Source organism: Paenibacillus sp. FSL R7-0179 (genome assembly GCF_038002265.1).
Taxonomy (GTDB): domain Bacteria; phylum Bacillota; class Bacilli; order Paenibacillales; family Paenibacillaceae; genus Paenibacillus_AQ.
In genome coordinates this window covers 2422005-2448482 of sequence record NZ_JBBOCC010000001.1, presented here as the reverse complement: position 1 = coordinate 2448482, position 26478 = coordinate 2422005, and the positions used below count along the sequence as shown (strand labels likewise).

Sequence of the window (26478 nt, the reverse complement as noted above, 5' to 3'; positions counted from 1 at the left end):
CACAGTCACATGCAAGAGAAATCAGGCGTATCTTATATAACAGCAGACTGTGTTTCTCCGCAGGCAGTCCAGATCAGGAGGGGTAAGCTTGAAAATCCTATTTACGTTTTATGTACCGAGCGGCGGGGTGGAGACCCTGAACAGGCTGCGGTGTGAGAGTCTTCAAAAGAACGGCATCGAATGCCATGTACTCTATCTCATGCCGGGGTCCGGCACTCACAATAGTGTAAGCTTCCCGGTATTCATCACTCCTCAGGATGAAGATATCAGGGCCGTACTGAATGCCCATCATTATGACGCCATCATCGTAACCTCAGATTATCTGCTGCTGGAGCGCTTGCGCCGGCTGGGGTATGGAGGCATCCTGATCTACGAGTCCCAGGGTCTGGGAACACGAAGCGAAGCCCGTAATGTGATTATAGATTCTGTGCCTTATCTGCAATCCTTCTGCAATGCTGTGCTGATTCCCCCCACCGATCATTTACTGGAGCTGTTTATCGAGATCTGCCCCTGGCTCCAACGCTATGTTATTCCGAACCTTGTGGATGTACAAGGATTTCGCTATATCCCCGCCGAGGCGCCGGTTGATCCTGTCATCGCCTGGGTAGGGCGGCTGGAACCCAACAAGAACTGGAGCGAGTACCTGAAGATTGCCCACCATATCCGCAAAGCAAAGCCCAACCTGCATCTCTGGATGTTCCATGATCCAGGCTTGGCCTCCGATGAACAGAAGGCGGCATTCAATGAAGAGCTGCATGCTCTTGGCCTGAATGACCGGCTGAATGTGTTCACGAATATGCCTAACCAGATGATGCCTGTCTACTATTCATCGATTGCCGCTTCAGGAGGCTTCCTGCTGTCCAGCTCGGTCACAGAAGGCTTCGGATATGCGGTAGCTGAAGCTGTCTGCTGCTCCTGTCCTGTACTCAGCACGGATTCCGACGGGGTCAGATCCTTCATCACTCATAATATTACGGGCAAGTTCTACCCCATTGGCAATATAGAGGCTGCCGTTAACGAAGGATTAGAGCTGATGAATAATATCCCGCTGCGTGAAGCCATCTGCTATCAGGGCCGTCAGCATATGGTTACGCATTTCGGATTCGATCAGTATGCACATTCCTTCCGCGAGATGATGAATTCCTTCTCTATCTTTTAGCCATTACAAGCTTCATATCTCCCCAGTCTTCCGGCAAGCGGAAACGGCTTTGCCGTCCTTTTATTCAAAAAAACCTTCAATTCCAGACGTTAGCCTGGGTTGAAGGTTTCTGTGTGTTGTATTGGCATTCTGCCCGGAGGCATCATATCCCCTGTCTGGATACCATCTCAAACAGCTCAGCCTGGAAGACCTGCACACTTCTCTCCCAGGTGAAATTCAAGGAATCCTGCTCTCCCCTGGCGGCCAGACGCCGGCGAAGCTCCCCGTCGTTAATGAGCGTCACAATATCCGCAGCAAGACGGTTCTCATGACGATACGACATCAGGCAGTTTTGCCCGTGTGCACAGTATTCGAGATTTCCTCCTGAATATACAGTAACCAGTGCAGCACCGCAGCGCATCGCTTCCAGTCCCGGCAGTGAACCGGCATCATTGGTACTTGCGCTGACAAAAATATCTGCCTCATTGTAATGATAAGCCAGTTCATCATCATTCCCGGGTGTCCGCAGCTGATAGCTCCCGGTGTTAAGCAAGGCCTGCAGACTCCTTGAAGCGGCATATTCAGCTGGGGGAGTTATAATATAGAGCTCCACCTCAGGATGAAGCCGCTTGACCATATCAAGCTGCTGAATCAGGTATTCCTGTTCCCGGTGGCCGGAGAATCCGCCTTCTGGACGCCGCATAATAGCCGAGACGATCAGCGGCTTGCCCGGGTTGTCTCGGAAATGCATATTATGGAAATCCGGGTCAACACCGACCGGAACAATTCTCCCTTTAATGCCGTGATTGATCCGTATGACCTCCTGCTGCCAGCGGGACAATACAAGCAGGTTGCGGGTAATGCCGTAGGAGGCGAACGACTGATTATTATCCGGCAGGAAATTCGGCTCATAGCATAAGGCCAGCCGGATATGCAGTCCTTTGCCCTGACGGCTGGCCCGCTCAGCAACCGGCACGGTTGTATAATAATTAGAGATAATGACATCCCCGTATGGGAAATGATCTTCTGTAAGGACCGGGGCGGGCACAGGGATAATCGGACAGTTCATCTCATATTCCACAACACCTAAGCTGGGCATCAGAACAACAACTTCATGGCCTATTAATGTCAGGGCGTTCGCCAGCTCCGCTATCATCCGCTGCGCACCGCCTCTGGATAAGGTCAGAACCGGAAAGGTCAGTCTCAATTCCTTCTCTCCTTTCTCAGCAGCTCCGTCAATTTCCCTCTGTGCATGAACTGCACCTTGGCAATTTCCCGGTTCTGCGCTTCGCTGTGCAGAACCGAGCCCATTTCATTATGAACGCGGTAATTCAGCAGCGGCTCTTCTATATAAGACCACTCATAATGAGGCAGAATCCGCAGCCACATATCATAATCCTGTGTATACAGGAGGCTCTCATTAAACCTGCCCACCCCGGAGAGGATCTCCATATCGAGCAGCACCGTGCTGCCGTTCACCGGACAGCCGGACATCATGGTCTGTATGAGGGCCGGTCTGCTCAAGGCCGGCATTCGGACTATATCGGAGAACCGCTGCCCATTCTCATTAATATAGTAGTAAGCCGTATGGTTGAAGGAGGTACCCGAGCTGCGGATGGCTTCTATCTGCCGTCTGATTTTATCGGGATGAAACAGATCGTCCGCGCTTAACCAGGCAAAATAAGCTCCGCTTGCCGCCTCAATTCCCTTATTGAGGGCCGAGCCGGTCCCTCCGTTGGTCTTGCGGATATATACAATCCGGCTTCTATAGGCGTCAAGCTTCTCCGTATGGAGCGTTGAACCGTCATCCACCACGATCAGCTCAATATCCGTGTAGCTCTGGGCCAGCACGCTTTCGACCGCCAGATGTACGTAAGGACAATTGTAGAACGGAATCACCACCGAGACCTTGGTCTTCTGATTCATGCCCCGGCCTCCTCCCTGAGTCATTTATACGGTCTTGCAGGCGAGCAGGGCGTCCAGCGGCGCGTGATTCTCACCGAAGGCTTCCCGGAATGAAGGATTCTCCGCATGGTGGAAGCCCTTCAGTACAGTTACAGCGTAGCCCAGCTTCAGAAAGTCGTCAGGCTCCCAGCCGCTCCAGTGTTTCTGGTAATACTCTCCATGCAGGTTGAAATGGTCCTTTCCCTCCTGCGGGAAGAAGCCCCGCGGTGTAAATACGACGACACGGTTCGCAGCGATGAGCTCTGCCTTACGCAGCAGCTCCATGCCTTCACTCATCGAGAAATGCTCCAGCGAATCGATCAGAGTGACCGCAGAGAAGGTTCCCGGCAGAAACAGTTTATCGATATGACCGGCATCGGCATGAACCGGAATGATATGGGGAGCCTTGTATTTGCGGTGCAGCAGATAAGGTCTGTGGATATCCAGTCCCAGCACCACAGCGGCTTCATACCGCTCCAGAAGCGTACCGGTACCGCTGCCGATATCCAGTATACTCTCGGAGAATTTCAGCTGCTCCAGCAGGACCGGCAGGAAGTCTTTCACTTCGATTTCCCGGTACATATGCTCTCCCTCCTAAGCGTGAATTGCCTGACCCTGGGCTGTGCTGCAGTGCCGGCTGTGCGCTCCGGCGAGCTAGCCGCCCATGGAAGCAATCAGGGCACTTAACGGAGCGTGATAACGGGCACTGGTTGCTGCAGCTTCAGCCATAATGACATCGTAGTGTCTAAGCGTGCCCATTCCCTCATGCCGGCGGTAAGCCGTCAAGGACTGGTTCAGCATCACCGGTGCATAACCGTTCAGAATCGCCCGGTACCACAGATCATAATCATGGGTATACGGCAGTGCTTCATCGAACATTCCGATGGCTCCGAAGATCTCCCGCTTGAACATTACCGTACAGCCGTTGATGGGATTGCCGTACAGGAAGCAGCGCAGATATTCAAGCTGGTTCGGGAATACGGCCGCAGCATTCAGCTCCGTCGCCTGCGAGTTTTCGTTAATGTAGTTGAAGTTGGTATACGAGATCAGCAAACGGTTCTGTTCCATGAACAGAACCTGATTATTGATCTTGTCACGATAGAACATATCATCCGAGCTAAGCCAGACTACATAATCTCCCGTGGCATGGGCAATGCCGTGGTTAAGAGCCGAAGCAGTACCTCCGTTGGCCTTGCCCAGATAGTGAATGTGGGGTAGATAGGGAGTAATCCGCTCTGCATGCATAGTTGAACCGTCATCCACTACAATAATTTCGTAAGGCTGCCAGGATTGGCTCATGGCGCTCTGGAGCGCTTGCTCAATATAAGGACAATTGTAAAAAGGAATCACTATGGATACTCTGGGCTTCATAACAACCTTCCTTCCTTACCGGCCCTTGTATAGCCGATAATATCCGCCAGTGAACGGTCCAGTGCAATCTCCGGCTTCCAGCCGGAAATAACAGCATAGTTTCCCGATTCTTCAGGCGTTTCTTTAGTATCAGCAGATTCAAATGGAGGCTTCGCCGGAACGGCAGATGACAGGGAAGGATTGCCCCGGCTGTGCTCCTCCTGCGGGCCCCAGTCCACCCTTACCGGAGCCGCAGCATGAGCCAGCAGCTTTGCTGTAACCTCTCCCAGTTCACGCTCTGTCCCCGAATCGATGCGGTAGATCCTGCCGGTCTCGCCCGAATCCAGAATGAAACCATACGCCCTGACCGCATCACGTACATCCAGAAAATCACGCAGCGCATGGCGCGAGGAGAGCCGGAAGGCAGCTGGAGCAGCCGATCCGGCTGCAGCGGCTGCTTCACTGCGCACAATATGCTGCGCCAGCAGGGAACAGAAGCCGGTGGACGGACCAGGGCCAATCAGATTCGAGGGCTCCGCCATCAGCACAGGCTGTGCAAACAGCGTTCCCCAGGCCAGCGATACCAGCTCTTCCAGCGTCTTACTGAGGCTGTAAGGATGAGGCGGGTCTGCCGCACCCGGTCTGTACTTAAGCCGGGAGCCGGCCACCAGAATACGGCTGGCCGGCTGGACACGCAGCGCCTCAAGCAAATATAGAGTAGCCATTACATTGGTTTCCATATAGAGCAGCGGGTCCCGCCAGGACTCCGGGACCGAGTTCCTGCCTGCCAGGTGCAGCACCTGATCCGGCTTCACCGCTCCAATCATTGCCGCCACAGCCCTGCGGTCCCCCAGGTCACAGACAACCTGCTGAACACCCTCCGGGAACAGCTCCGTTTCTGGCTTGCGGCGGACTACAGCAGTAACCTCCGCTCCTCCGGCAGCGAAGTAGGCTACGGCATGCCTGCCGGTAAAGCCGGAAGCTCCGGTAATAAGGAGACGCCGCCGTCCGCTCATGTCGGCAGCTCTGAGCTGCGCATAAAGCCCTCAAGCTCGCTAAGCATACGGGGATAGGACGGCAGCTCAATCGTAACATCGCTTCTCGTGCTGATCAGCGTCCGGTCCTGGACCGGCGTCGGCTGCGGGATGATCTCAACATCCTCTTTATGAAATGCTGCCTGCATCATCTGCAGCAGCTGATATTTGCTTACAGGCTGCGGGTGGGCCAGATGAATCAGCCCGGAGAGATCCGAGTCCAGCAAGGAGTCAATGGCCTTGGCCAGCTCCAGGGTAGTGACTCCATTCCACATCACGCATTCATATCCCGTTACCCGGCCCTTCTGGGCCAGGAACCATTCCATGAGGCCGATTCCGCCGGAGCGGATCTCAGGCCCGATAATGGAGGTGCGGATCGTAAGATGTCCGGGATCACGCACTTCTCCAAGACTCTTGGTAAGGGCGTAGACCGAGGTTCCATCCGCGGCATCCTCCTCTGTGTATCCGCCGCGTGTTCCTTCGAACACGCAGTCGGAGCTGATGTGGATGAGCCGGGCATGAATCTGGTCCGCTGCCCGCCGCAAGCGGTGGGGCAGGAATCCGTTGACATGGTACGCGCCGATCCGGTCCCGTTCGGCGAATTGATTGAGTACCCCCATCGCATTAATAATGCAATGGGGGGAGACGATTTCAACCAGCTTTTCTACACCGGCGATGTCGTCGGCGTCTACATACAACCCTCCAAGATCCTTCTTATCCCGGGTTGTATGGAAGATGTGGTGCTTGCCCTGGCGGCGGAAATACTCCGCCAGCATATGACCTGCCATACCATTTCCGCCGAGAATAAGGAGCTTCACTGGAGGAACCCTCCCCGGATCAGAATGTCCTTGATTTCAGCCTGCTCCATCAGATGATTCTCCGAGCTGAAGCTGCTGAAGGACACATGGGGGTAATGACGGTAATGCTCCTTCAGCTCCGGCATATCAAGCGTAGGCAGAATAACGAGGTACTGCTCGTCGTAGACCACCGTAGTCAGGCTCTCGAAATCGCTCATCAGGATCTCATGGATTTTCTCACCCGGGCGGATGCCGGTCTCAATCATACTGACATCCGTCCGCCCGGAAGCTTCGATCAGTACATCGGCCAAATCCACGATCCGGCAGGTCGGCATGGTCATGACGAAGATCTCGCCGCCGATACTGACATCGGATGCCTTGAACAACAGGGTAATGGCATCGCGCAGGGTGAAAAAGAACCGGGTCATGTTCATATCCGTAATTCTTACCTGTCCCTTGTCCTTGATCTGCTTCATGAACAGATGGACCACGCTGCCGTTCGTTCCCAGCACATTGCCTCCGCGCACGGTAACAAACTTGGTGCCTGAGCCGATCAGATTGGCATAGACGAACAGCTTCTCACCGATAGCCTTGGTCATGCCGTAGAAGTTCGACGGATTAGCTGCCTTGTCGGTAGAGATGTAGATCGCCTTCTCCACATTGTTGGCAATCGCCGCTTCAATGACATTTTGTGTGCCGACCACATTCGTCTTAAGTGCCTCGTATGGCTGGTCTTCGCAGACAGGCACGTGCTTGAGTGCAGCCAGATGAAAGACATAATCCACACCGCGGCAGGCAGCCACCAGCGCATCCTTGTCACGGATATCGCCGATGATGAAGCTGAGATGCTTATCTTCAAATTCACGGCTCATGGCTACCTGTGCAGACTCACTGCGGGAGAATACGATGATTTCTTTGGGATGCTGCGGCAGCAGCTGCCGGATCAGCTCATGCCCCCAGGAACCGGTACCGCCTGTAACCAGAATCCGTTTATTATTGAACATGCAGGTTCCCTCCAAGCAGAAATTTAACTACCTTTACCGAGACACCTTGGGCAAGGTACCCTTCCGGCGCCTCCCAATCGGGCTTAAGCGACGTCATCAGCACGGTGCAGCGCAGAATGCTGTTCTGTTCTACCCCGGACACTACATTACTTCCGCAATCGACGGTCTCCGGGCGTTCTGTCGTCCGGCGTATGGTCACCGTAGGTACTCCCATCAGGCAACATTCCTCTTGAACGGTGCCGCTGTCGGTAATGGCGCACAGGGCATAACGTTCCAGATGAACAAAGTCAAAAAATCCGAAGGGTTCGTGAAACTCCACCAGCGGGTTCATAGTCAGCGGGAACTGCTCCGTAAGCTTGGAGCGTGTACGGGGATGGATGCTGCAGATCAGGCGGAGCCCCAAATGCTCAGCCACCAGGTTCAGGCCGGACATAATCTGGTGCAGCGACTCCGGATCATCGACATTCTCGGCCCGGTGGGCGGTCACCAGCAGATACCGGCCGGCTTCAAGCTTCAGCCGGGACAGGATGCCGCTGGCTGCGATTCGCTCTTCGTAATGCGTAATCACCTCATGGATGGGATTCCCGGTTAACACGATACGCTGGCTGGGGAACCCTTCGCTGAGCAGATGTCTTTTACTCTGCTGGGTATACGGCATATTTATGGTAGAGACGGCATCTATGACACGGCGGTTTTTCTCCTCCGGCACTTTCAGATCGTAACAGCGGTTGCCTGCTTCCATATGCACCACAGGGATGCCCATCCGCTCGGCCAGAACGGCACACAGCGCACTGTTGGTGTCACCCAGCAGCAGCACCCGGTCCGGCTGCTCCTGGAGCAGAATGCTCTCCAGGCTGCCGAACATGGCGGCCAGCTGGCCCCCGAGTCCGGCCTGCTTATCCTGCAGCACGTAGTCCGGTGCGCGCAGTCCCAGCTCGGCGAAGAATACCCCGCTCAGGCTGGCCGTGAAATTCTGTCCCGTATGCACCAGCACATGCCGATCCGCATACCGGTCCAGCAGCGGGATGATGACACTTAGGCGGATGATCTCGGGCCGTGTGCCCAAAATCGTCATGATCTTCATGGGTTCACTCCCCTTTGATTATGGCCTGCCCTCAGGAACCGGGCAGGCTGCTCAGGATGCCTTGCGCCGCCGCTTGCTCCGGCGGCTTCCGGCATGGCCCGCGCGGCGCTTCTTGCCGCCGCCGCTGGCCCGCCCGCGCGCGGAGCCTGCCGCGCGCTTCTTGCGGCGCGGGCTCTTTCCCGCCGCGCCGCTCCGGGACTTGGCGCGGCGCAGCCTGCCGCGCCGCAGCTTCGCGGCCCGCAGCCGTGCGGCGCGGCGCCCGGACTTGCCCCGCGGCGGCTCGGCCGCGGGGGCGCTCTTCCCGTCCGCCGGCGCAGCTGCGGGCGGAGCTTCGGGGCCGCCGCTGAGCTGCGGCGGCTGGAGGCAGTAGCGGAGATGCCATCTCTCCGCTAAGCCTTGCAGCCGGGCGCGGTAAGCCGCCGGGCCGTAGACGGCCTCGATGTGCTCCCGCGCCTGCCGGCCAATGCTTGCCGCCATCGTCTGATCGGCCAGCAGCGCGTTCACCCGCGCAGCCAGCGCATCGATGTCTCCCGCCGGCACAAGCAGCTCGCCACAGCCTGCGGCGTTCAGGATCTCCCGCAGGCCGCCGGAATCATAAGCGACGACCGGCTTGCTGAAGGCATAGCCCTCCAGGGCCGTCATACCGAAGCCTTCCCGGATCAGGCTGGGGACAACGAGCAGATCCATCGCGCAGTAAGCGGCCGGCAGACATTCTTCGTATCCGACAAACCGGAAGCGCGAGGTCAGTCCCTCCAGCTTCACCTTGCGGACACAGCGCTCATAGTAGCTTTTATCCCCGGGAGTCCCCACTACGAGGTAGCGGGCAGCCGGATGCTGCTCATGCACCAGAACCGCCATCTTGACGAAATGCTCCAGCCCCTTCTCCTTATTAATGAAGGAAGAGACATAGCCGATCAGCGGGTCCCCCGGGGCAATCTTCAGCTCACTCCGCCGTTCTCCGCGCAGCTTGCTCCAGGCCTCGAACATCAAATCCGCGTCACTCCATGACGGAGGCAGCTGGGTCACCTTGCTATCGCGGATCTCCTCGGGGAAGCACGCTGCCGCTGTCTGTGAAATCGCCAGAATCTCATCGCTGTGTTTGTGGATCAGCTCTACGCTGACCGGGGTGAACTCGTTGTCTGTAATGGTCTCTGAGATCTTCCAGATCACCGGTATGCCCAGTGACTTCGCCGCGATTGGCGGCAGGGCATGCACACAGGTGCTGGTAATCACGAAGGACGGGCGGAGCTCCGCAAGCCAGTGCGTAAGCTCATGATATTCCCGGCCCTCCTGCAGCTTGCGGATGTCTGCCGGCAGACCGGCATAAGGGGTGTACACTCCATAGACCAGCGGAATAGACATCAGCCGGACCTGAAGGCCGTAGCTCCGGGCCAGCTGTGTCAGCTTCCCGTCCTGCGGAGCTACGAGGATACAATTGAAGTAAGGAGACAGCTCCCGGCTGAAGAATAACAGCAGCTTCTCCGCACCCGTAATACTGCGTGTGTTGGAGACATGGGAAAAGAGGACGATCGTCGCTTTGTCGGCCATGGTGTCTCGGCGCTCCCCTGCGAAGGGCTGTGGAGCAGCCATTCACCTCCTAATTTTGAATGCACACAATCAACTATCACTCAGCAGTGCTCCTGCTTGGGACGGGTATATTAGCTGACAGGCTAACATCTCTCTGCCCGGTACTCCAGTATATTGAGGGGGCACAGATGCCGGCACGACACCTGTCCCCTGTGATACGCACATTTTGCTGACAGCCTGTTCTACGATTGCCCTGCTGGCTTAACCGTAAATAATAGTGAGCAGCTGACTTAGACGTCTGGTATACGTGTGATCCCTCAGCGTCCGTTCGAAGGCGCGGAGGGACATCTCCCGGCGCTCTTCCTCGTGCGTCAGATAGTACTGGATTTTGTCCAACAGCTCGCGGGGGCTGGAGTAGGTGTCGATCTCTTCGCCCACCTTGTAGAAGGAGCCGAGATCGTCACGGGCATCGCAGAGCTGCAGCGTGCCGCTGGCAGCAATCTCGAACGTACGCGGATTCGGCGATACGGCCGGAATATACAGCGTGTTATTGTTGACGGCATCGTCGATATGCGAGCGGTGAAGGTTGATCACAATCTTCGAGCCGCTGTAAGTTACAGCCGTCTCCTGAGGGGACATCCACTTGCCGATCTCAATCCGGTCGCCATAGAGCGGCGCTTCAGGCAACCGGTCCCACCAGATTCCGTTAATGACCGTGTTGTAGCTCATCAGCTCCGGCATAATATCGCGGAAGAAATTAATCCGGTTCCAGTACGCGGACCCGATGAAGCTGACATCCCGGCTGACCGGCGACCGGCCGGTAGTCGGACGGTAATGCTCACGGTGCGCGGCAAAAGGCAGATAGTGGACCTCCGTGCAGCCAAGGCCGCGGTAGATCTCTACGCAATTACGCTCCAGAGTGAATACATAATCATAATGGGCCACAATCTTCATGGTGAAATCCGTGTAATACGGATCATCGGTCAGCCAGATTGCGGTCTTGATGCCCTGGCCGCGCAGAATAGCCACCTGCTCCAGCGGCAAATCCAGACCATCCAGCACCAGCACGAGATCAGGACGCTGGGCGGCTGCCAGCTCCACCAGATTCTGGCGCACATCGGTAATCGTGACCTGGACCGTCTGCCGCTGCAGAGCGAAGAGCACTGCATCATCCAGCGGTGAATACGGGTATCCCTTGCCTGAAGCCACGTACATCACATGGATATTCCTTACCGGCTGCGGCTCCTCCGGGCGTCCGTCCAGCACAGCCAGCCGGCCCCGCAGATAACCTTCGTCATAACCGCCTTTGAAGCCGGTCAGGCGGCCCCGCAGCTTCTCTTCCTCCGCAGGGGTTCTCGGCAATGGCGGGGCAGGCATAATAAATTCATTGTTCATGAGTATTCGCTCCTTTTGATCCATAATGAAATTCACCCTCTTGAAGTAAGAACACCCAGTAAATGAGGCAAACGTGAAGCAAAGGTATGCCGGCGCAGCGTGGTCTGCAGTGCCCGCAGCGCATACCCGCGGCGCTCCTTCTCGTGCTTCAGGTAGTAATCAATTTTGCGCTTCAGCTCATCGGCAGAAGCGAAGGTCTCCAGATCCCTGCCCGGCTTGTAGTGGATATCCAGATCCTGCCGGATATCGGTCAGCTGCATCGTCCCGCAGGCGCTGATCTCATAGGTCCGGGGATTAATGGAGAGGGACGGAAGCTGGAACGTATTCCGGTTATCCATCCCTCCTTCCCAGGGCCGGTGGATATTGATGACCAGCTTGGCGCCGCTGTAATAATTGGCGGTCTCCTCCGGCGGGATGAAGCCCTCTCTGATGTACGGAGACAGCTCCTGGAAGTGGGCCAGCCGCTCCCAAAATCCGCCGGCGATCAGCACCTTCTTCCCCCGCAGAAAGGGGACCAGTTCATCGAACAGCTCCGTACGGTTGCGGAAGGCATTGCCGATGAACACGACATCATAGTGATATTGCGGTCCGGTGTGGCGCGGATAGAACATCTGGGGGTTGACGCACAGCGGAAGGTAGTGCACAGATGCTGTCCCCAGCGAACGGTAGAATTCCACACAGCCCAGCTCATGCGTGAATACATAATCGTAATGCCGGCAGATGACGGATGTGTCCTCGGTGAAATAAGGATCATCCACAAACCAGATCGCCGCCGGAATACCCAGCTGCCGTATTGCCGTAATTTGTTCCAGATGATTCTCCGGAAATACATGCAGACCGTTCATCACCAGCACCGCCTCCGGCATTTCGCGCGCTGCCACCTCCAGCATAGTTTCCGGAGAACAGATGATCAGCTCGCTTACCAGCAGCCGCAGCGCTTCTGCGACTCCCGTATCGATAGCCTGAAACCCCTGGGGAACATACATCAGTTTTAACGGCTGGCGTTCCCCCGCTTCAGGGGTATTCAGGCGCTTCACGGCTTCGCACAGGCCGAGATGGTACCCTTGCAGATAACCATCCCGGTAATCCCGTGGAAGCCCGCCTCTCTTTTTTGTTTTCACGGCCTTCACCCTGCCCCGTTAGATTCTCAAGACAGTAGTACTATATGCGGAGTCAGCATCCGCCTCATGGACATCTGTCTGTGTCGCGGTGAAATTGGCTGATGCCCCCCGTCATTCGCCCGCTTGGCCCGAACCTCTGCAGAATTCATCCACTCTTGTCCAGCGAGTGAAGAGCCTGCACTCTGAAGCCTATTCAAGTCCTTTGCGGGTACAGCGGAAATCATCTACAATTAAAGGCATCACCTTTCGAGGAGGCACTAAGATATGAGTTCAATCTATGGCCCTATGCTGTATCTCCGCCATGTCGAGCTGCTGCGCGATGCGGTCCCATCCTTCGGAAGCTATCCGTTTAATCTGCCGGTGGTACGTACCTTGGAACGGCTTGCTTTTCAGAAGCAGGTTACTTTTCTTGTAGGGGAGAACGGCAGCGGAAAGTCTACCTTGCTGGAGGGCATTGCTGCTGCCTGGGGGTTCAATCCGGAAGGCGGGACGCTGAATTTCTCGTTTAATACCCGTGCCTCGCATTCCAGTCTCTATGAATATTTGCGGATTGCCAAAGGGGTGAAGCGGCCGAAGGACGGCTTTTTCCTGCGTGCGGAGAGCTACTACAATGTAGCTTCTTATATCGATGAGCTGGATGAGGAGCCGGGCATGGGGAACCGGATTAAAGATTCCTATGGAGGGAGCTCGCTGCATGAGCAGTCGCATGGAGAATCCTTCTTCTCCACGTTCGTTCACCGCTTTGGCGGACAGGGCATCTATATTCTGGACGAGCCCGAGGCTGCATTGTCTCCCCTGCGGCAAATGTCACTGCTGGCGCGGATGCATGAGCTGGCGAAGCAGAATTCCCAGTTCATCATCGCCACCCACTCCCCAATCCTGATGTCCTATCCAGGTGCGGATATTCTTCAGCTGGAGGGGGAGAGTATTACGCCTGTTGCACTGGAAGATACGGCTCATTACACGGTCACCCGCGCCTTCATGATGAGCCGGGAGAAGATGCTCCGCGAGTTGCTGGACGACCGTTAAAATAACCCAAAAACTTAAAAAAGACACCTCAAGGCGTTGAACGCCCGAGATGTCTTTTGAATTGGCATAGCTGCTCTGTATTTCTCTAATAAAGCTGATCATCCTTCTCTGTATTACAATCACTGTATTCATTCAGGAGCGCATCCAGCTTCACCGATTGGCGGAGAACCCGGACATCCTGCATCCCGTACTCCAAGGCCAGTTTGTTCAGTTCCTGTCTTGCCTGTTCGATCTTATCCTTGTATTCTTCATTCCCCATAGCGGCCCCCTTGTAGGATGAGGCTGTATCAAGCCATTTCCACTCTTTTACTAAAGTTCCAAACACATTGTATTCTATAATCCGCTAGGGGTCAATTAAGGGTTTGACATGACAGGTTATTTCAGCAGCCTCGTCAGCTTATGCAGCGTCCAGCCCAGCATCGCTACCGCCATCATATCGAAGCAGACATTGAACAGGAACAGATGCTTGCCGATATCCGCACGGCCGTCACCGAGGATCGGAACCAGGAACGAGAACAGCCCGATCAGTCCCAGCAGCATCATCAATTCTCCGGCGATCCGCCCCGCTGCCTCCTTCGTACGGAAGTATTGATAGAGCACTCCGGCGTAATACACTAGATAGAAAATTGCCAGGAATCCGAGGGAATGCGGCAGATGCTTGTTCTTAAGCTCGCTCCACCCGCTGTACATTCCTGCTACCGCGCCCGCAGGCTTGCCCTCGCTTTTCTCATAGCTTCCGAGATAGTAGGGACGGATCGACATGCTGTTAGCAGCCGCATACTTCATATTCTCTATTAACCGGCCGGGATGCTTCATATAAAAGAAAAGCACATCCTTATGTGATACACGGTCATAGAAATCCGGACCCAGCGATGGATCATCCTGCTTGATCGCCGTATCCCCCTGGAAATAATTCGTCCCCGCCAGTACTTCCAGGTGCTCCGGCAGCCCCAGGTCGCGCAGATCCCCGCGCACATCCGGTGACTCATTCAGAATGCCGAAGAACACCGTCTGATACAGGTTGATATGCTTAAGCTCCTTCGGCGCTGTCACGTACATAATCACTGATACCAGTGCTGTAGCCACCCCGAGCCCAAGTGCCAGCTTACGCCAGCTGCCTGTTCCATGCAGCGTCCGCAGGCGCAGGAAGATCAGCGCGAAGGCGAGTCCGACCGGTGCATTCTGGATTTTGGAGCAGATCAGGAACAGCACGGCCACGAAGAACAGCGTAATGCCTTTGGAGGACGGCTGCTCCTGCCCGGTAAGCCTCAGACCGAGCGCGAACGTAAGCAGCATGAAGACCATCGACACGGGTTCGCCGAACAGAGAGTTGAAATAAGCCAGATAGCCGATATCGTAGAACACAAACAGCATTCCCGCACCCAGCAGCAGTCCCGTGGCATAGGAGCTTTTCGCGCCCAGTTTGACGATCATCCACGTGGCAGCCAGCAGCAGCACTGCATATACAACTGCCAGAAGACGGATATCGAAGTAACTGCCGTGAAATACCCCCGCAAGCAGCCTTGGCACCAGCACCAGCAGAATTTGCGAGGACGGGTAGAAGCCCTTGAACAGATCATCATAGGCAAATTTAGAATGACTGTAGCTGAAGAAGCGGTCCGCATAATCCTCCCCGGCATCAAAATAATTCAGTCCCACTGTATTCATCATCCGCAGAAAATCGCCGTTATCGGCAACGCCTATGAAGGGCCGCACGAACAGCAAATATAGGATCAGCACAGCACCGGCCAGCGAGATGAGAACCTCGGGTTTCCATAATCTTTTCATAACATCCTCCTAACGCTGCGGAAGCAGCTTCGCATATTCATCAGATAAGCCCATCAGCTTCAGGATGTAGTCGTAATCGCTCTGATAGGCACTGAAATCTTTAACGGGCTCATGCGTATCCAGCGAGACTGCCACACCGTCCGCGAAGCTTTTACCGGGCACGAACAATACTTCATCATTGAAAAAAGAGCCTGTCGGCAAATAATAGCGCATGCCCACCACGTTGCGGTCCACATTCAGCAGATCATGCCCGAACGCTGTGAACCCTTCGTCCTTCAGCGATACCCCGAGCAGATTGGCTACCGTCGGCAGCACATCCAGCTGTCCGCCGGTCCGCTCCACAACCTGTCCCTGCTTCATGCCGGGCACATGGATCACGAGCGGAATGTTGAACCGGCTGATCCGGTCGTCATACTTGATGCCCAGCGCGTCCTCTACCTGCTCCGCCGGGACATCCTTCGGCTGGAGGCCGAAATGGTCTCCGTACAACACCAGCACGGTATCATCCCACATCCCCTGCTGCTTCAATTCGTCAATCAGCGTGCCTATCGCATAATCCGTATAGTTCACTGCGGTCAGATAATCGCCCAGCATCGTGCCCTGGAGCTTGTCCGGCACCTGAATGCGGCGGAAGCTGTCCGGCACCTTGAACGGATGATGGCTGGAGGCCGTCACCAGTTGGGCATAGAAAGGCGTGCCCTTCTGATGCAGCACCGCCAGCTTCTCCACGGCAGTAGCATAGAGCTGCTCATCGGAAGCCCCGAACGAATTGAAATGGTCATTTTTGAAGGAGCCCTTGTCATAGTATCCATTGAAGCCAAGCGCCGGATAGAGCTCATTCCGGTTCCAGAAGCCCACCTTGTTCACATGGAACGTATACGCCTCATACCCCTTATCCCGTAAAAGCCGCGGCAGTCCCGGCAGCTCCCGGTCCCCGAAGCCTGTGGACATGGCCAGCGAAGCGATCGGATAGATTGAGGTGTTGCTCATGAATTCCGCATCCGAGGTATTGCCCGGACCTACCTGCTGATACACATGCGGGAAATAAAAGCCCTCTGCGGCCAGGCCATTCAGCACCGGCGTCAGCTCCTGACCCTCCAGTGACTGATGCAGCGGGAAATTCTGAAACGCCTCCATCTGGATGATGATGACGTTTTTCCCTTTTTGCGATCCGAAATGCTCCGGCAGTCCGCCTGTCGCAGCCTTGTATGGATAGGTAGCCTCCAGCGTTTGCACCTTAGCTATCGTCTCCTGAATATCACCGGTCCCGATGAGGCCGTTATCCTCCCGGGCCTTGATCGCCGCCACCACCTCATAATTCAGGAATCCGGCCGTCTCCGCCTGAACCAGCTCATTGGTAATTCCCCGGGCCGAATGAATCGAATACGCTGACAGCGAGCCGCCTCCAAGGATTGCCACCAGCAGCACCACCAGATATACGCTTCGTGGTCTGCGAGCAAGCTGACTATCCCTCTGCCACTGCGCAGAGCCCTTCTTCCATCTGCGGAATAGCGAATAGATCATCACTATCAGCAGATCGGCAAAAAACAGATAGTCGATCCACTCAATCGTAGATTCCACACTCTCTTTTACCTGAAAGACCTGGTTCAGCTCATAGAGCGCCAGATAGGTAGGTACCGAGCCGAAATGATTGAAGTACACACTGGCCGCGAAGAACAGCAGCGACAATAGGCCATTTAAACTCCAGAAGACCCCTTTTCGCATCCGCCGGGGTGTGATTACAGCCAGTACACCCAGCAGCAGGAGTACCGGCGCCAGATCCGCAGCGATCCACTCCCAGGCAATCCGGTCGAAGAACAGCCCTCTCAGCAGCATCAGCTTCAGCCACAGCAGTCCCGCCACGATATAGAAATGAGCCTGCGCAGACGCAGGTTTGCCCTCTCTCATTGCAATCCCCTCTTACTCTCTTCATTAATAGTGGTGTAAAATTAATTCCTTGTTTCTGTAAAAAGCTCACGTTGCTCTAGTATAGCAATACTTGTAAAGGGAATCAAAAGAGGGCCACCCTATTAAACAACCGAGCGGGAGAAAAGGTTCATTATTCTTTTCTGGTCAAAAAAAAGCAGAGGCACGAAGTCCCCTGCTAGGCTACGGTTTGAATCTAAGAGCTGGCGGTGAAGCCCCTTCCGTTCAGGATAGCCGCGCGCTGCCCAGCAATCTTTTGATGGAACGGTTTGCTTCATGAAGTACGACTTCCTTATCGATGGTCTTCAGCCGTCCTGTGTGCATGAGAATCTCACCGTCAACCATCGTCGTCTCCACATCAGCACGGGTGGCGGAGTATACGATCCGCGAGATCGGGTCCACATCATAGGAGGGGAAGGTATGGAAATTATAGAGGTTAAGGATAGCCAGATCCGCTTTCTTGCCGACCTCGATGCTGCCGATCTGATCCTCCATCCCCACCGCCTTCGCGCCTCCGATGGTCGCCATCCGAAAGACGCTCCGGGCATCCATCGTAGTCGGGCCATGCCCAGGCTTCTGGATGACTGCCGCCAGACGCATCTCGTTGAACATATCCAGGTTATTGTTGCAGGGCGCGCCGTCTGCACCCAGGCTGAGGTGAATATGGTCATGAAGCATGCCCGGCGTGTCAGCAATGCCAGAGGCCAGCTTGAGATTTGAGCCCGGGCAGTGGCTGACATGAACCCCGCGGTCCCGCAGAATCCGCTTCTCCTGCTCATCCAGCCAGACACAGTGCGCGAGAATCAGACGTTCGTTAGCCAGCCCCAGGTGATCCAGATAGACGACATTGCGCATACCGGTCATCGCCTGCACAAGCTCGATCTCACCCAGGTTCTCGGAAGCATGGGTATGCACCTTCACCCCGTAACGGGCCGAGAGGCTCTGCACCTCCCGCAGCAGCGGCTCCGTACAAGAAATAACAAAACGAGGGGAAAAAGCATACTGAATCCGGCCGTTCGCATATCCGTTCCATTTCTCCAGCAGATCCACACTCTCCTGCAGCGAAGCTGCCGTCTCCTCCTGCAGGGCCGCCGGTGCATCGGGGTTCTTCCGGTCCATCATGACCTTCCCTGACAGGGCGCGGATACCGCTCTTCGCAATCGCCTGGAAGGCATAATCCGTATGATGTACCGTCTCCATATCCACGATGGTCGTTGTGCCGCTGGTGATTAATTCCCCAATACCAAGCATGGCCGAATAGTACAGCGACTCCTCATCATGCGCCGCCTCCAGCGGCCAGATCCGCTTGCGCAGCCAGTCCATCAGCTCCAGATCATCTCCTTTGCCGCGGAACAGCGTCTGGCAGAGATGAATATGCGTCTGGATGAAGCCGGGGATAACCGTCCGGTTCCTGGCGTCGATGACAAGCTCATCCCCCTTCACTTCAAGGCCGGTGCCAATCTCCACAATCAGATCACCTTCGATGCGGATATCGCCGTATATAATGTCTTCCTGCTTGTTCATCGTAATAATCTCCGCATGCTTGATCAGGATATTCGCCATTGTCTTCTCCCCCTAGTCTTGTTGATGTCCGGCTGATCACTAACACAAAAAGGCCACAAAAATATGCCTCAGCATATTTTCGTAGCCAGAAATTTACGGTTCCCGGTAGAGACCCTTAAACCAATTATTAAGGATATACGAAAAGGACTATTCCATTGCTTATGAATAATCCCATCATAATCGAAAGACAACTTTCCTGTCAACAAAAGTTATGAAAGTTAACTCTAATCTTCGTTAAAGTAAGTTCAGAGCATGAATTAACATTTTAATACTAGAAAATCAGGTTTAAATGTAATTTAACCTCACACAATTGAAAATTAGTTCTTCATATTCTCTGTCAGCACCTTCTCAAACACCGGAAAAGCTGCGGTACGGCCGGGAAAGCGAATCTCGCCTCTCTGCCAATACCCAAGTGAAGGATACAGCTTAAGCGCCCTGTCATTCTTCGCATATGTATCGAGCCGGATGCTTCTGTACCCGCTGCTGCGGGCGAAATCCTCGGCAAAGGCGATCAGCCGCCGGGCAATCCCTCTCCCCTGAATCTCGGGATGTACCGCAAGCCGGTGCATGATCAGATGCGGCCCCTGCTGCTGTTCCCATTCGATGTCTGCATATTGCTCCGCCTGGTTCTCATCCAGCACAAGAATACCGGCGATCGCCTCATGCTCCAGGCATATAAATAAGGTTCCCTTAGCGATATCCTCACTAATAATTTCCCGGTTAGGGTACCCTTCATCCCATTGATCGCTTCCGCCTGCCTGCATAACTTGTACACATTTGGCAATCAGATTCATGATCTCCTGGATCTCCTCACTCCGTGCTCTTCGTATCTCATTCCCCATCCTGTACGTTCCCCGCTTTCCTGCCCGAATAGTGAACCCGGTAAAGATTCTGTTAAGAAGTCTACCATATCCGGCCGGAAATTCCGATAGCCCGCCTTATCCCAAAGTTCCCCATGTGCTATAGGGGCGGCGCAATATGCGCCAGCCCCTGTAGCCGCTGTATTGGCCTGCATGCTGCTGTGCCTGCGGCTCTGTCAGCCAAGCTCCAGCTTATGCCCGTCCTCGAAGCCCTTGGCGAAACCTGCGTCGAACCCCACGTTGTATGCTTCGGTGTAGCCCTGCTGATAGGCGTCTCCCGGCGGCAGTTCCGGCGGGACGCCCAGATCCGGGGGGAGCGGAATCACCTGAGGCTCTAAAGGGGGCTCGATAGCCGGGATGACCTGTACCGGCTTAACCACTCGGGATTTGCGAAGCAGCCGTCTGCGTAGTCTTCTTTTTCTGCGCAGCTGCAGGGATTTCTTCCCCGGCTTGCCGAGCAGACCCTTGCGCGATTTGCGTCCGGGACCTTTGCGTATCCGTGTCTTCCGCGACAGCAGCGGTCTGCGTCTGCGCCCCTTGCCCGTGGAACCAAGCTTGCCCTGTCTCTTTCTCTTCATCTTCTACGCCTCCTGTACTTCATCTACTCCTGGCGTTCCCCTCTGAGCAGACCTTGCTCAGCCAGGGGGCTGCAGGCACTCCTTCTTTGGGCTCATGCAATGAAATACCGGATATCATCCGGCACATTGAACTCTGGTACCCGCTAAGAATCCTGATATTGTCGCTCAGCTTGCGGGCTGTCAGCTCCGATTGCCCCGTCACTTCAGCAATACTCTCGAGGATGGCTGCGAGCGCTGCCTGGCTGCGGGCGATCGAGCGGATCATCTCCAGCTTGACGGCATGTTCGGAGAGCAGCCCGCCGCTCATTTGCTGTCGTCCCCGAAGCTGAAGCCCTCGCCATCCCCGCCGAAATCGCCGCCCTCGTCTTCCCCGCTGCCCAGCACCGCCTTCAGGTTGCTGTACAGCCCGTTCTCCAGCTTCGTCAGCCCCTCTACCATTTCCACGATCACCTCGTGAATAGAGATGGATTCCTTCAGCTGGTCTTCGTGGGAGTCGAATGCTCTAGCGTGGATGTGATGATGGGTCCACTGCTTCACTTTTTCCGCTTCCACCGCTTTGGCCTCGAGAATCATCGCGATGTTCCACTGGATGGCAGCGGTTGACTCCAGCATTTGCAGATATGCCTTTTCTCTGCTCATCCTCCGCCTCCTTGCTCAGGTTACACGTTACCCTTACTCTTCTTCCTGACCGTTTAATTCCTTGATGACCCTGCCCACTCCCTCTGCCATCGCCTCTTCGAGATCGGCAAGTGCATTGAGGTAAGCAATGATGTTTTTGTTGACTTGGCCTGAGCTTTCCACCAGCCCACTGAATCCGCCGAAATCAGGGTCCGCATCCGGCAGATCGTGAACTATTTGCGACATACGGACGGCTACATGGCGTTCGGCGTCGAGAATCCGTGCCATTTGTTCGTGCGTATGGGCCATGTGCTGCAGGACTTTTGTAATTTTACTCTGCACCTTCATGTCTCCTTTGCTCAAACGCCCTGCTACAGCATATGCGGCATCCGCCTTGGCGGTGCCGGAGAAGCGCCGCAAGTTGGGCTGGAACATATCGCAAGATGATCATTAATTTAGACGTCAAATCCCCGTGTCCGCTTCAAGGTATGGGGAAGGCTGTAGGCTGGAGTATATTGACAAGGAACGGGACGGCAGACTATGCTTGGCTGAAAATACATCCAAATGATGTATGTCCGCGTATGTACCGATTAGAACTGGAGGTAATCTATGAAACTAACAGGCGAACACCTGGACCTATCCCCCTTGGGCGCTTCAGAGCTGGCGTTAGCCTTACAGGATTACGCCGGGCTGGAGCAGAGGCTGGACCTGAACGTGACGGGCACCGCCACCCTGCTGGATGATGAAGAGATGCGCTATGCGATGCGGGTCAGGCATGCCAAGGTGCTGCAGGATGAAGATAACTACCGCTGGCTGACCATGTGGGCCATCATCCACCGGGAGCAGAAGCAGCTCATTGGCTTCCTGATCCTCAAGGGCCGCCCGAACGAACAAGGGGAAGTCATCGTCGGTTACGTCCTGGACGAGAGATACCGGGGCCAAGGCTATGCCACAGAAGCGCTGCGGCAGATCACCGCCTGGATCTTCAGCCATCCCGGTGCACGCTGGGTCATTGCAGATACAGAGAAGGATAACTTCGCCTCCCACCGCGTCCTGCAACATTTGGGTGCGGAGCTATACCGCGAGACCGAGGATTTGTTCTGGTGGAGAATCGCCCGGCCAGCCAATAGCTGATGGTGATATACTGAAGGCGGTATGCTGAGGGCTGCAAGCTGGGGCGATATGTGCGGACGATATGCTGAAGGCGGTATGCTAACGGCGGTATGCTGGCGGCGATATGCTGACGGCGGTATACTGGCGGCGATTTGCTGACGGCGGTATGCTGACGGCGGTATGCTGGTGGTGGTGATAGTGACCGCTGTGGCAGTTCGGCCGCCTTTCGCCCCCTGCGCCCGCTTGCGGCGGGATTCAGGGGCATTTGTGCCCCTCATTTCAGCCTCCAGCCCACTTTCGGCGAATTCTAAGGGATTTATCCCTCTCATTTCAGCCTCCAGCCCACTTCCGGCGAATTCAGAGGGATTTATCCCTCTCATTTCAGCCTCCAGCCCACTTTCGTCGCATTCAGAGGGATTTATCCCTCTCATTTCAGCCTCCAACCCACTTTCGGCGAATTCAGAGGGATTTATCCCTCTCATTTCAGCCTCCAACCCACTTCCGGCGAATTCTAAGGGATTTATCCCTCTCTTTTCAGCCTCCAGCCCACTTCCGGCGAATTCAGAGGGATTTATCCCTCTCATTTCAGCCTCCAGCCCACTTCCGGCGAATTCAGAGGGATTTATCCCTCTCATTTCAGCCTCCAGCCCACTTCCGGCGAATTCAGAGGGATTTATCCCTCTCATTCCAGCCTCCAGCCCACTTTCGGCGAATTCTAAGGGATTTATCCCTCTCATTTCAGCCTCCAACCCACTTTCGGCGAATTCAGAGGGATTTATCCCTCTCATTCCAGCCTCCAGCCCACTTCCGGCAAATTCAGAGGGGTTTATCCCTTTAGTTACCTTTGACCACTCAAGTTTACTTTAATCCCCATCCTCTTCCTATGTAGCCAACTAATTGCTCTTGCCTTTCCCGCTCTCCCCTCCCTTTCCCCGTCCTCCATAATCACCCTAACCTACAGATTGGAGACGGCTTTGCCGTCCTTTTAAAGGACGGTACCTTTTCGGCGAGAAATAGAAATATAGTGTATAGCGTGAAACATATAAATTCTTCTATTTCAAAAAAACGCCGCCCCTCAGGGCAGCGTATCTCTCAGCTTATCTCCGGCTTCGCGCAGAGACTGGAAGGTTCCCGCGTCGCTCCACCAGCCTTGCAGCACATCATAGCTCAGCTTGCGTTCTACGGCATACAGGTTGTTCACATCGGTAATCTCCAGCTCGCCCCTCCTGGAAGGCGAGATCCGGCGGATGATATCGAAGACTGCTTCATCGTACATATATATGCCTGTAACACAGAATTTCGTCTTCGGCTGCTCCGGCTTCTCTTCAATGTATGCAATCAGGGAGGCATCGGCGCTGTCAAACACCGGAACCCCGTATCTGCGCGCATCCTCGACAGGCTTCAGGAGCACCTTCGCGGTCCCCGCCGGCTGCTGCAGATAACTTTTCACGTAAGGCTCCAGACTATCCATGAACAAATTATCCCCCAGCAGCACGACAAACCGTTCTCCCGGCAGGATGAATCCTTCCGCCAGCTCCAGCGCTTCTGCGATGCCGCCTGCCGCCTCCTGGATTTTGTAAGTCAGAGAGACGCCGAATTCCGCGCCGCTGCCCAAAAAGTCAGTGTACTGTCCTGCGGACTGTTTGCTGATAACCAGGAGAATATCGGTGATCCCCCCCTGGCGCAGCCGCTCAATCCCGTAGCACACCATAGGGTATTTGCCGACCGGAAGCAAATGTTTATTCATCAGCCGGGTGAGCGGGTATAGCCTTGTTCCTGTTCCGCCTGCCAGTATGACTCCTTTCACTTACGTTCCTCCTCTTTCTCTACGTCTTTTGCCTTCGGCCAGCGGCCTCAGATGAACTGCGACGGGTCCACATGCCATTTCTCCATAAAAATCCTGCGGTTGCGCTCCACCAGCTCCTGCAATGAGGCGGAATAGACCTCCTTGAAGCTGGCGCTGCCTTCATGATGAACCAGGCAATCTCCGGCAATCAGCAGCCGGTACCCCTGCAGCCGGGCGCGGTAGCAGTAATCGTCATCCTCATAATGGCCCGGCGAGAACCGTTCATCGAGCAGGCCGATTGTGTCCATAAGCTGTCTTTTGAATAAAAAGCACAGACCTACAAGCCTGCGGGTCTCCTGCCACTTCGCTGCATCAGGAATATTAGTCCGGAGCGCCTCAGCATGGAAGCCTGCAATATCGGTATAGCCAGTCTGTACCTGCTGCCGTCCGCTGGCATAATTCGTCACCGGTCCGACAATTCCTATATCAGGGGCACTGTACAAAGCGCTCTTCAGATTATCCAGCCAGCCTTGCGACACAATAACGTCATTGTTCAGCAGCAGCAGCTCCTCCCCCGCAGCCAGCTGCAGCCCGATATTGCAGGCCAGCGGAAAACCGCGATTCTCCGGGAGGGAGATGAACTTCAGCTTGCTGGCGCGGCAGTAGGCTTCGGTACCATCATCCGAGGCATTGTCCACTACAATAATCTCAAAGGCAGACCGGGTATGCACTCTGATCGATTCGACGCAGGAGCGCAGCAGCCCGAGCCTGTTATACGTAGGAATAATAATGCTCGTCATTGTCATAGCGCATTCCTCCAGGCGGCAATCTGCCTGCGGTGCTCCAGCAGGTTCCCGGCCGGCAGCTGTCCGCTGCTCTGCTGGTGGGCAATCACGCACACCAGCGCTTCCGCGTGATCACCGGCAATCAGCTGCTCCATGGCATTGCCGGCTCCCGTGTTGCCCTGACGCAGCCGGTTCTGCTTAATCACATTCACCCCTCCGGCCTTTTCCACCCGCAGACGGCCCAGAATAGAGAGCGCCAGCGCCCGAGGCGGCACCATCAGCTCGCGGTAGCCGATTCTCTCCAGTGCCCGGCGGGATAAGGCATGCGGAACGGCTGTCATGGAGCTTGCTCCGAGATCCGGGCGGCCCAGCACCTGATTCAGGTAGAGCTTGCAACGGGTAACCGCATCACTTAGCCCGAAGGGCGGCAGAAGCGGATCAAGATCGTTGAGCGCCACATCCACCCCCCGGTCCACCGCAGCCACAAAGGAAGACAGCTGCCCGGCAGAGATCACCATATCGCCATCCAGAAACAACAGGATGTCCCCCCGGCTGAGCTTGGCGCCCAGCGAACGCCCCACATCATGTCCGGCAGATTCCGGAATGTACACTATGCTCGCCTGAGTGCATAACCGGGTCCGCTGAAAGCTGCGGTCACTGCAGCCGTTCAGCACTACAATAATCTCCTGCGGCTTCAGGCGTTCCACCTGCTCCAGCAGCTTCGGCAAAGTCTGCTCCTCATTCCGGGCCGAGATAATGACCGACAGCGAGCCTTGCGATGCCGGCAGCGGCAGGACCCGCCGCCTGGAAGCGGGCTTCCGCTTGGAGCGGGAAAGGCCCGGCCCGTTCCCCGCTGGCTTGCTGCGGCGCTGCGAAGGCTGCTGCTTGGCCGCGCTTCTGCGCACTGCGGCGCCGCGTCCGGCGGTGCGGCCTTTAGAGCCGCTGCTTCCGGGGGTTGTATGTCCCGCTGAAGACCGGCCGCTGACGGATACTTGCCGCTCTTCCATCATCTCACCATCTCCCTTCGCCGGGTGCCGTCCCCGAAGCCTGCCCGGCCGCCCTTGCGCTCCAGCACCAGGGCAACGGCATCCAGGTGGTCTCTGAGGATAGCCTCCTGCAAAGGATCGCTGCCGCTGTGCTTCCTGCGGACCGCGTTCATCCTGCCTACAGGCACGTTATGCACCGCTGTCACAACCAGGCCCTCCAACACCGCCTGCGCATGGGCGAGCGGCGGTCTCGACAGCAGGCCGCTGCCCAGCACCTCCAGCGCCCTGCGGCTAATCGCATGTGGAACGGCAGTCAAGGAGCAGCCCTTCAGTTCAGACCTTCCGAGCAGAAGATTCAGCGCATGCTTGGATAACACCACCGGATGCGGAACTCTGCTTCGGACCGGGCCGGAATAATCATTCAGTGCCAGATCCGCTCCGCCGCTGACCGCGGTCACGAAGGGACGCAGCTGCGAGGCGGAGATGACCAGATCCCCATCCGTGAACAGCAGAACCGTTCCCTTGGCCGCCGCAGCGCCTACGCTTCGCCCGACATCATGCCCGAGCGGCTGTTCATAGACCATTACGTTCGCTCCGCAGGAGCGCGCAATCTCTGCGGTCTGATCCGCAGAACCGTTAACAATCACAATAACCTCACAGCGGGGATGAACGCCTCTGGCTCCGGCGATTACCGCGGCAATCGTCGCCGCCTCATTCATGGCCGGAATAATAACCGACACCTCAGGCTGCGGATGATTCACCGCAGGCGGCGGTATAACAGGCCGTACCGGCCGTGCCACCGGCCGCCGTGCTGTCCGGGTTGCCCGCCGCCCCGTGCGGCGGGCAGATGTTCCTTTTCTTTTCATGCTCATCCACCTTCCTTCACAGGGCTGCTCCCGGGCTGAGGGTTACACCATAGTCTATGTATCCCGCCACCCCCGGTAACGGCAAGTGTCTCCCCGAGCGCAGATAATTGGACAAATGCCGCTATATGCCTCCACCCGGCAATAAGCCGGAAAGGGATCGCTTACAGGAGGAAAACTTCCGATCAT

The 26478-nt window shown here is 55.7% G+C and carries 27 protein-coding genes and 1 riboswitch; of the genes, 3 read left to right on the top strand and 24 right to left on the bottom strand.

What is annotated here, in order from left to right; translation table 11 throughout:
* Positions 1-88 precede the first annotated feature (88 nt).
* Positions 89-1159, top strand: a complete 1071-nt coding sequence (locus tag MKX63_RS10875; RefSeq protein WP_341017017.1) for a glycosyltransferase family 4 protein — start codon at positions 89-91, stop codon at positions 1157-1159.
* 142 nt (positions 1160-1301) lie between these two features.
* Here the strand turns inward: MKX63_RS10875 and MKX63_RS10870 are convergent, their stop codons facing one another.
* The 11 genes from MKX63_RS10870 to MKX63_RS10820 all read right to left on the bottom strand — a co-directional run bounded on the left by MKX63_RS10870 (position 1302) and on the right by MKX63_RS10820 (position 12403).
* Positions 1302-2345 (bottom strand): glycosyltransferase family 4 protein, encoded by a 1044-nt coding sequence (locus tag MKX63_RS10870; RefSeq protein WP_341017016.1) that lies wholly within the window; start codon positions 2343-2345, stop codon positions 1302-1304.
* Positions 2342-3064: a glycosyltransferase family 2 protein gene (locus MKX63_RS10865; protein ID WP_341017014.1), complete on the bottom strand. Its 723-nt coding sequence runs from the start codon at positions 3062-3064 to the stop codon at positions 2342-2344. Before MKX63_RS10865 ends, MKX63_RS10870 begins: the two co-directional genes overlap by 4 nt.
* A 24-nt stretch (positions 3065-3088) precedes the next feature.
* Positions 3089-3664: a class I SAM-dependent methyltransferase gene (locus tag MKX63_RS10860; RefSeq protein ID WP_341017012.1), complete on the bottom strand. Its 576-nt coding sequence runs from the start codon at positions 3662-3664 to the stop codon at positions 3089-3091.
* A 72-nt stretch (positions 3665-3736) separates the two neighbouring features.
* The gene (locus MKX63_RS10855) at positions 3737-4453 is read right to left on the bottom strand and encodes a glycosyltransferase (RefSeq protein ID WP_341017011.1); all 717 of its coding nucleotides are present in this window, start codon (positions 4451-4453) and stop codon (positions 3737-3739) included.
* Positions 4450-5448 carry an NAD-dependent epimerase/dehydratase family protein gene (locus MKX63_RS10850; protein WP_341017010.1) on the bottom strand — a complete coding sequence of 333 codons (999 nt, stop codon included), beginning with the start codon at positions 5446-5448 and terminating at the stop codon, positions 4450-4452. The genes MKX63_RS10855 and MKX63_RS10850 overlap by 4 nt, the downstream gene beginning before the upstream one ends.
* Positions 5445-6284, bottom strand: coding sequence for a dTDP-4-dehydrorhamnose reductase family protein (locus MKX63_RS10845; RefSeq protein ID WP_341017009.1), 840 nt, complete (start codon positions 6282-6284; stop codon positions 5445-5447). Before MKX63_RS10845 ends, MKX63_RS10850 begins: the two co-directional genes overlap by 4 nt.
* A complete protein-coding gene (locus MKX63_RS10840) occupies positions 6281-7267 on the bottom strand; it encodes a polysaccharide biosynthesis protein (protein ID WP_340938402.1) in 987 nt (328 codons plus the stop codon). Before MKX63_RS10840 ends, MKX63_RS10845 begins: the two co-directional genes overlap by 4 nt.
* Positions 7257-8351 (bottom strand): non-hydrolyzing UDP-N-acetylglucosamine 2-epimerase, encoded by a 1095-nt coding sequence (gene wecB, locus MKX63_RS10835; RefSeq protein ID WP_341017008.1) that lies wholly within the window; start codon positions 8349-8351, stop codon positions 7257-7259. Before wecB ends, MKX63_RS10840 begins: the two co-directional genes overlap by 11 nt.
* Before the next feature lie 51 nt (positions 8352-8402).
* Positions 8403-9941 (bottom strand): glycosyltransferase family 4 protein, encoded by a 1539-nt coding sequence (locus tag MKX63_RS10830; RefSeq protein WP_341017007.1) that lies wholly within the window; start codon positions 9939-9941, stop codon positions 8403-8405.
* Between the two features lie 198 nt (positions 9942-10139).
* Complete coding sequence (locus MKX63_RS10825) at positions 10140-11273, bottom strand: CgeB family protein (RefSeq protein WP_341017005.1); 1134 nt, start codon at positions 11271-11273, stop codon at positions 10140-10142.
* 32 nt (positions 11274-11305) lie between these two features.
* Complete coding sequence (locus tag MKX63_RS10820; RefSeq protein WP_445323497.1) at positions 11306-12403, bottom strand: CgeB family protein; 1098 nt, start codon at positions 12401-12403, stop codon at positions 11306-11308.
* A gap of 255 nt (positions 12404-12658) precedes the next feature.
* Here MKX63_RS10820 and MKX63_RS10815 point away from each other — a divergent pair, with 255 nt between their 5' ends.
* Positions 12659-13423 (top strand): AAA family ATPase, encoded by a 765-nt coding sequence (locus MKX63_RS10815; RefSeq protein WP_341017002.1) that lies wholly within the window; start codon positions 12659-12661, stop codon positions 13421-13423.
* A gap of 85 nt (positions 13424-13508) precedes the next feature.
* Here MKX63_RS10815 and MKX63_RS10810 read toward each other — a convergent pair whose 3' ends face one another.
* The 9 genes from MKX63_RS10810 to MKX63_RS10770 all read right to left on the bottom strand — a co-directional run bounded on the left by MKX63_RS10810 (position 13509) and on the right by MKX63_RS10770 (position 21104).
* Positions 13509-13682 carry an aspartyl-phosphate phosphatase Spo0E family protein gene (locus MKX63_RS10810; protein WP_341017000.1) on the bottom strand — a complete coding sequence of 58 codons (174 nt, stop codon included), beginning with the start codon at positions 13680-13682 and terminating at the stop codon, positions 13509-13511.
* Positions 13683-13798: 116 nt separating this feature from the next.
* Positions 13799-15211: a glycan biosynthesis hexose transferase WsfD gene (wsfD, locus tag MKX63_RS10805; protein WP_341016999.1), complete on the bottom strand. Its 1413-nt coding sequence runs from the start codon at positions 15209-15211 to the stop codon at positions 13799-13801.
* Positions 15212-15220: 9 nt separating this feature from the next.
* Positions 15221-17119: an LTA synthase family protein gene (locus tag MKX63_RS10800; RefSeq protein WP_341016997.1), complete on the bottom strand. Its 1899-nt coding sequence runs from the start codon at positions 17117-17119 to the stop codon at positions 15221-15223.
* A gap of 243 nt (positions 17120-17362) precedes the next feature.
* Positions 17363-18700 carry a 5'-deoxyadenosine deaminase gene (locus tag MKX63_RS10795; RefSeq protein ID WP_341016995.1) on the bottom strand — a complete coding sequence of 446 codons (1338 nt, stop codon included), beginning with the start codon at positions 18698-18700 and terminating at the stop codon, positions 17363-17365.
* Between the two features lie 62 nt (positions 18701-18762).
* Positions 18763-18861: riboswitch (purine riboswitch) on the bottom strand.
* A 156-nt stretch (positions 18862-19017) separates the two neighbouring features.
* Positions 19018-19542 (bottom strand): GNAT family N-acetyltransferase, encoded by a 525-nt coding sequence (locus tag MKX63_RS10790; RefSeq protein ID WP_341016993.1) that lies wholly within the window; start codon positions 19540-19542, stop codon positions 19018-19020.
* A gap of 194 nt (positions 19543-19736) precedes the next feature.
* The gene (locus MKX63_RS10785; RefSeq protein ID WP_341016992.1) at positions 19737-20138 is read right to left on the bottom strand and encodes a hypothetical protein; all 402 of its coding nucleotides are present in this window, start codon (positions 20136-20138) and stop codon (positions 19737-19739) included.
* A 19-nt stretch (positions 20139-20157) separates the two neighbouring features.
* Positions 20158-20445, bottom strand: a complete 288-nt coding sequence (locus MKX63_RS10780) for a hypothetical protein (RefSeq protein WP_341016990.1) — start codon at positions 20443-20445, stop codon at positions 20158-20160.
* A complete protein-coding gene (locus MKX63_RS10775; RefSeq protein WP_036727122.1) occupies positions 20442-20777 on the bottom strand; it encodes a hypothetical protein in 336 nt (111 codons plus the stop codon). The genes MKX63_RS10780 and MKX63_RS10775 overlap by 4 nt, the downstream gene beginning before the upstream one ends.
* A 33-nt stretch (positions 20778-20810) precedes the next feature.
* A complete protein-coding gene (locus MKX63_RS10770) occupies positions 20811-21104 on the bottom strand; it encodes a nucleoside-diphosphate sugar epimerase (RefSeq protein ID WP_081751236.1) in 294 nt (97 codons plus the stop codon).
* A gap of 261 nt (positions 21105-21365) precedes the next feature.
* On the opposite strand from MKX63_RS10770, the gene MKX63_RS10765 reads away from it, so the two are divergent.
* On the top strand, positions 21366-21890 hold the full coding sequence (locus MKX63_RS10765) for a GNAT family N-acetyltransferase (protein WP_341016987.1): 525 nt from the start codon (positions 21366-21368) through the stop codon (positions 21888-21890).
* A 1054-nt stretch (positions 21891-22944) separates the two neighbouring features.
* Here the strand turns inward: MKX63_RS10765 and MKX63_RS10760 are convergent.
* From MKX63_RS10760 to MKX63_RS10745, 4 genes are read right to left on the bottom strand one after another with little or no spacing between them, the layout of a single operon-like run.
* Positions 22945-23676 (bottom strand): sugar phosphate nucleotidyltransferase, encoded by a 732-nt coding sequence (locus MKX63_RS10760; RefSeq protein WP_339220012.1) that lies wholly within the window; start codon positions 23674-23676, stop codon positions 22945-22947.
* Positions 23677-23723: 47 nt separating this feature from the next.
* Positions 23724-24461, bottom strand: a complete 738-nt coding sequence (locus MKX63_RS10755) for a glycosyltransferase family 2 protein (RefSeq protein ID WP_341016986.1) — start codon at positions 24459-24461, stop codon at positions 23724-23726.
* Complete coding sequence (locus tag MKX63_RS10750; protein ID WP_341016984.1) at positions 24458-25450, bottom strand: glycosyltransferase family 2 protein; 993 nt, start codon at positions 25448-25450, stop codon at positions 24458-24460. Before MKX63_RS10750 ends, MKX63_RS10755 begins: the two co-directional genes overlap by 4 nt.
* Entirely contained in the window at positions 25447-26292 is an 846-nt protein-coding gene (locus tag MKX63_RS10745) for a glycosyltransferase family 2 protein (protein ID WP_341016983.1), read from the bottom strand. Before MKX63_RS10745 ends, MKX63_RS10750 begins: the two co-directional genes overlap by 4 nt.
* Positions 26293-26478: the final 186 nt, after the last annotated feature.

Bases quoted from the DNA above. Each gene is read 5' to 3' on its own strand.
- MKX63_RS10865 (WP_341017014.1), bottom strand. From the start codon at position 3,064: ATGAATCAGAAGACCAAGGTCTCGGTGGTGATTCCGTTCTACAATTGT.
- MKX63_RS10860 (WP_341017012.1), bottom strand. From the start codon at position 3,664: ATGTACCGGGAAATCGAAGTGAAAGACTTCCTGCCGGTCCTGCTGGAG.
- MKX63_RS10855 (WP_341017011.1), bottom strand. From the start codon at position 4,453: ATGAAGCCCAGAGTATCCATAGTGATTCCTTTTTACAATTGTCCTTAT.
- MKX63_RS10850 (WP_341017010.1), bottom strand. From the start codon at position 5,448: ATGAGCGGACGGCGGCGTCTCCTTATTACCGGAGCTTCCGGCTTTACC.
- MKX63_RS10840 (WP_340938402.1), bottom strand. From the start codon at position 7,267: ATGTTCAATAATAAACGGATTCTGGTTACAGGCGGTACCGGTTCCTGG.
- wecB (WP_341017008.1), bottom strand. From the start codon at position 8,351: ATGAAGATCATGACGATTTTGGGCACACGGCCCGAGATCATCCGCCTA.
- MKX63_RS10830 (WP_341017007.1), bottom strand. From the start codon at position 9,941: ATGGCTGCTCCACAGCCCTTCGCAGGGGAGCGCCGAGACACCATGGCC.
- MKX63_RS10825 (WP_341017005.1), bottom strand. From the start codon at position 11,273: ATGAACAATGAATTTATTATGCCTGCCCCGCCATTGCCGAGAACCCCT.
- MKX63_RS10815 (WP_341017002.1), top strand. From the start codon at position 12,659: ATGAGTTCAATCTATGGCCCTATGCTGTATCTCCGCCATGTCGAGCTG.
- MKX63_RS10810 (WP_341017000.1), bottom strand. From the start codon at position 13,682: ATGGGGAATGAAGAATACAAGGATAAGATCGAACAGGCAAGACAGGAA.
- wsfD (WP_341016999.1), bottom strand. From the start codon at position 15,211: ATGAAAAGATTATGGAAACCCGAGGTTCTCATCTCGCTGGCCGGTGCT.
- MKX63_RS10800 (WP_341016997.1), bottom strand. From the start codon at position 17,119: ATGAGAGAGGGCAAACCTGCGTCTGCGCAGGCTCATTTCTATATCGTG.
- MKX63_RS10795 (WP_341016995.1), bottom strand. From the start codon at position 18,700: ATGGCGAATATCCTGATCAAGCATGCGGAGATTATTACGATGAACAAG.
- MKX63_RS10790 (WP_341016993.1), bottom strand. From the start codon at position 19,542: ATGGGGAATGAGATACGAAGAGCACGGAGTGAGGAGATCCAGGAGATC.
- MKX63_RS10785 (WP_341016992.1), bottom strand. From the start codon at position 20,138: ATGAAGAGAAAGAGACAGGGCAAGCTTGGTTCCACGGGCAAGGGGCGC.
- MKX63_RS10780 (WP_341016990.1), bottom strand. From the start codon at position 20,445: ATGAGCGGCGGGCTGCTCTCCGAACATGCCGTCAAGCTGGAGATGATC.
- MKX63_RS10775 (WP_036727122.1), bottom strand. From the start codon at position 20,777: ATGAGCAGAGAAAAGGCATATCTGCAAATGCTGGAGTCAACCGCTGCC.
- MKX63_RS10770 (WP_081751236.1), bottom strand. From the start codon at position 21,104: ATGAAGGTGCAGAGTAAAATTACAAAAGTCCTGCAGCACATGGCCCAT.
- MKX63_RS10765 (WP_341016987.1), top strand. From the start codon at position 21,366: ATGAAACTAACAGGCGAACACCTGGACCTATCCCCCTTGGGCGCTTCA.
- MKX63_RS10755 (WP_341016986.1), bottom strand. From the start codon at position 24,461: ATGACAATGACGAGCATTATTATTCCTACGTATAACAGGCTCGGGCTG.
- MKX63_RS10750 (WP_341016984.1), bottom strand. From the start codon at position 25,450: ATGATGGAAGAGCGGCAAGTATCCGTCAGCGGCCGGTCTTCAGCGGGA.
- MKX63_RS10745 (WP_341016983.1), bottom strand. From the start codon at position 26,292: ATGAAAAGAAAAGGAACATCTGCCCGCCGCACGGGGCGGCGGGCAACC.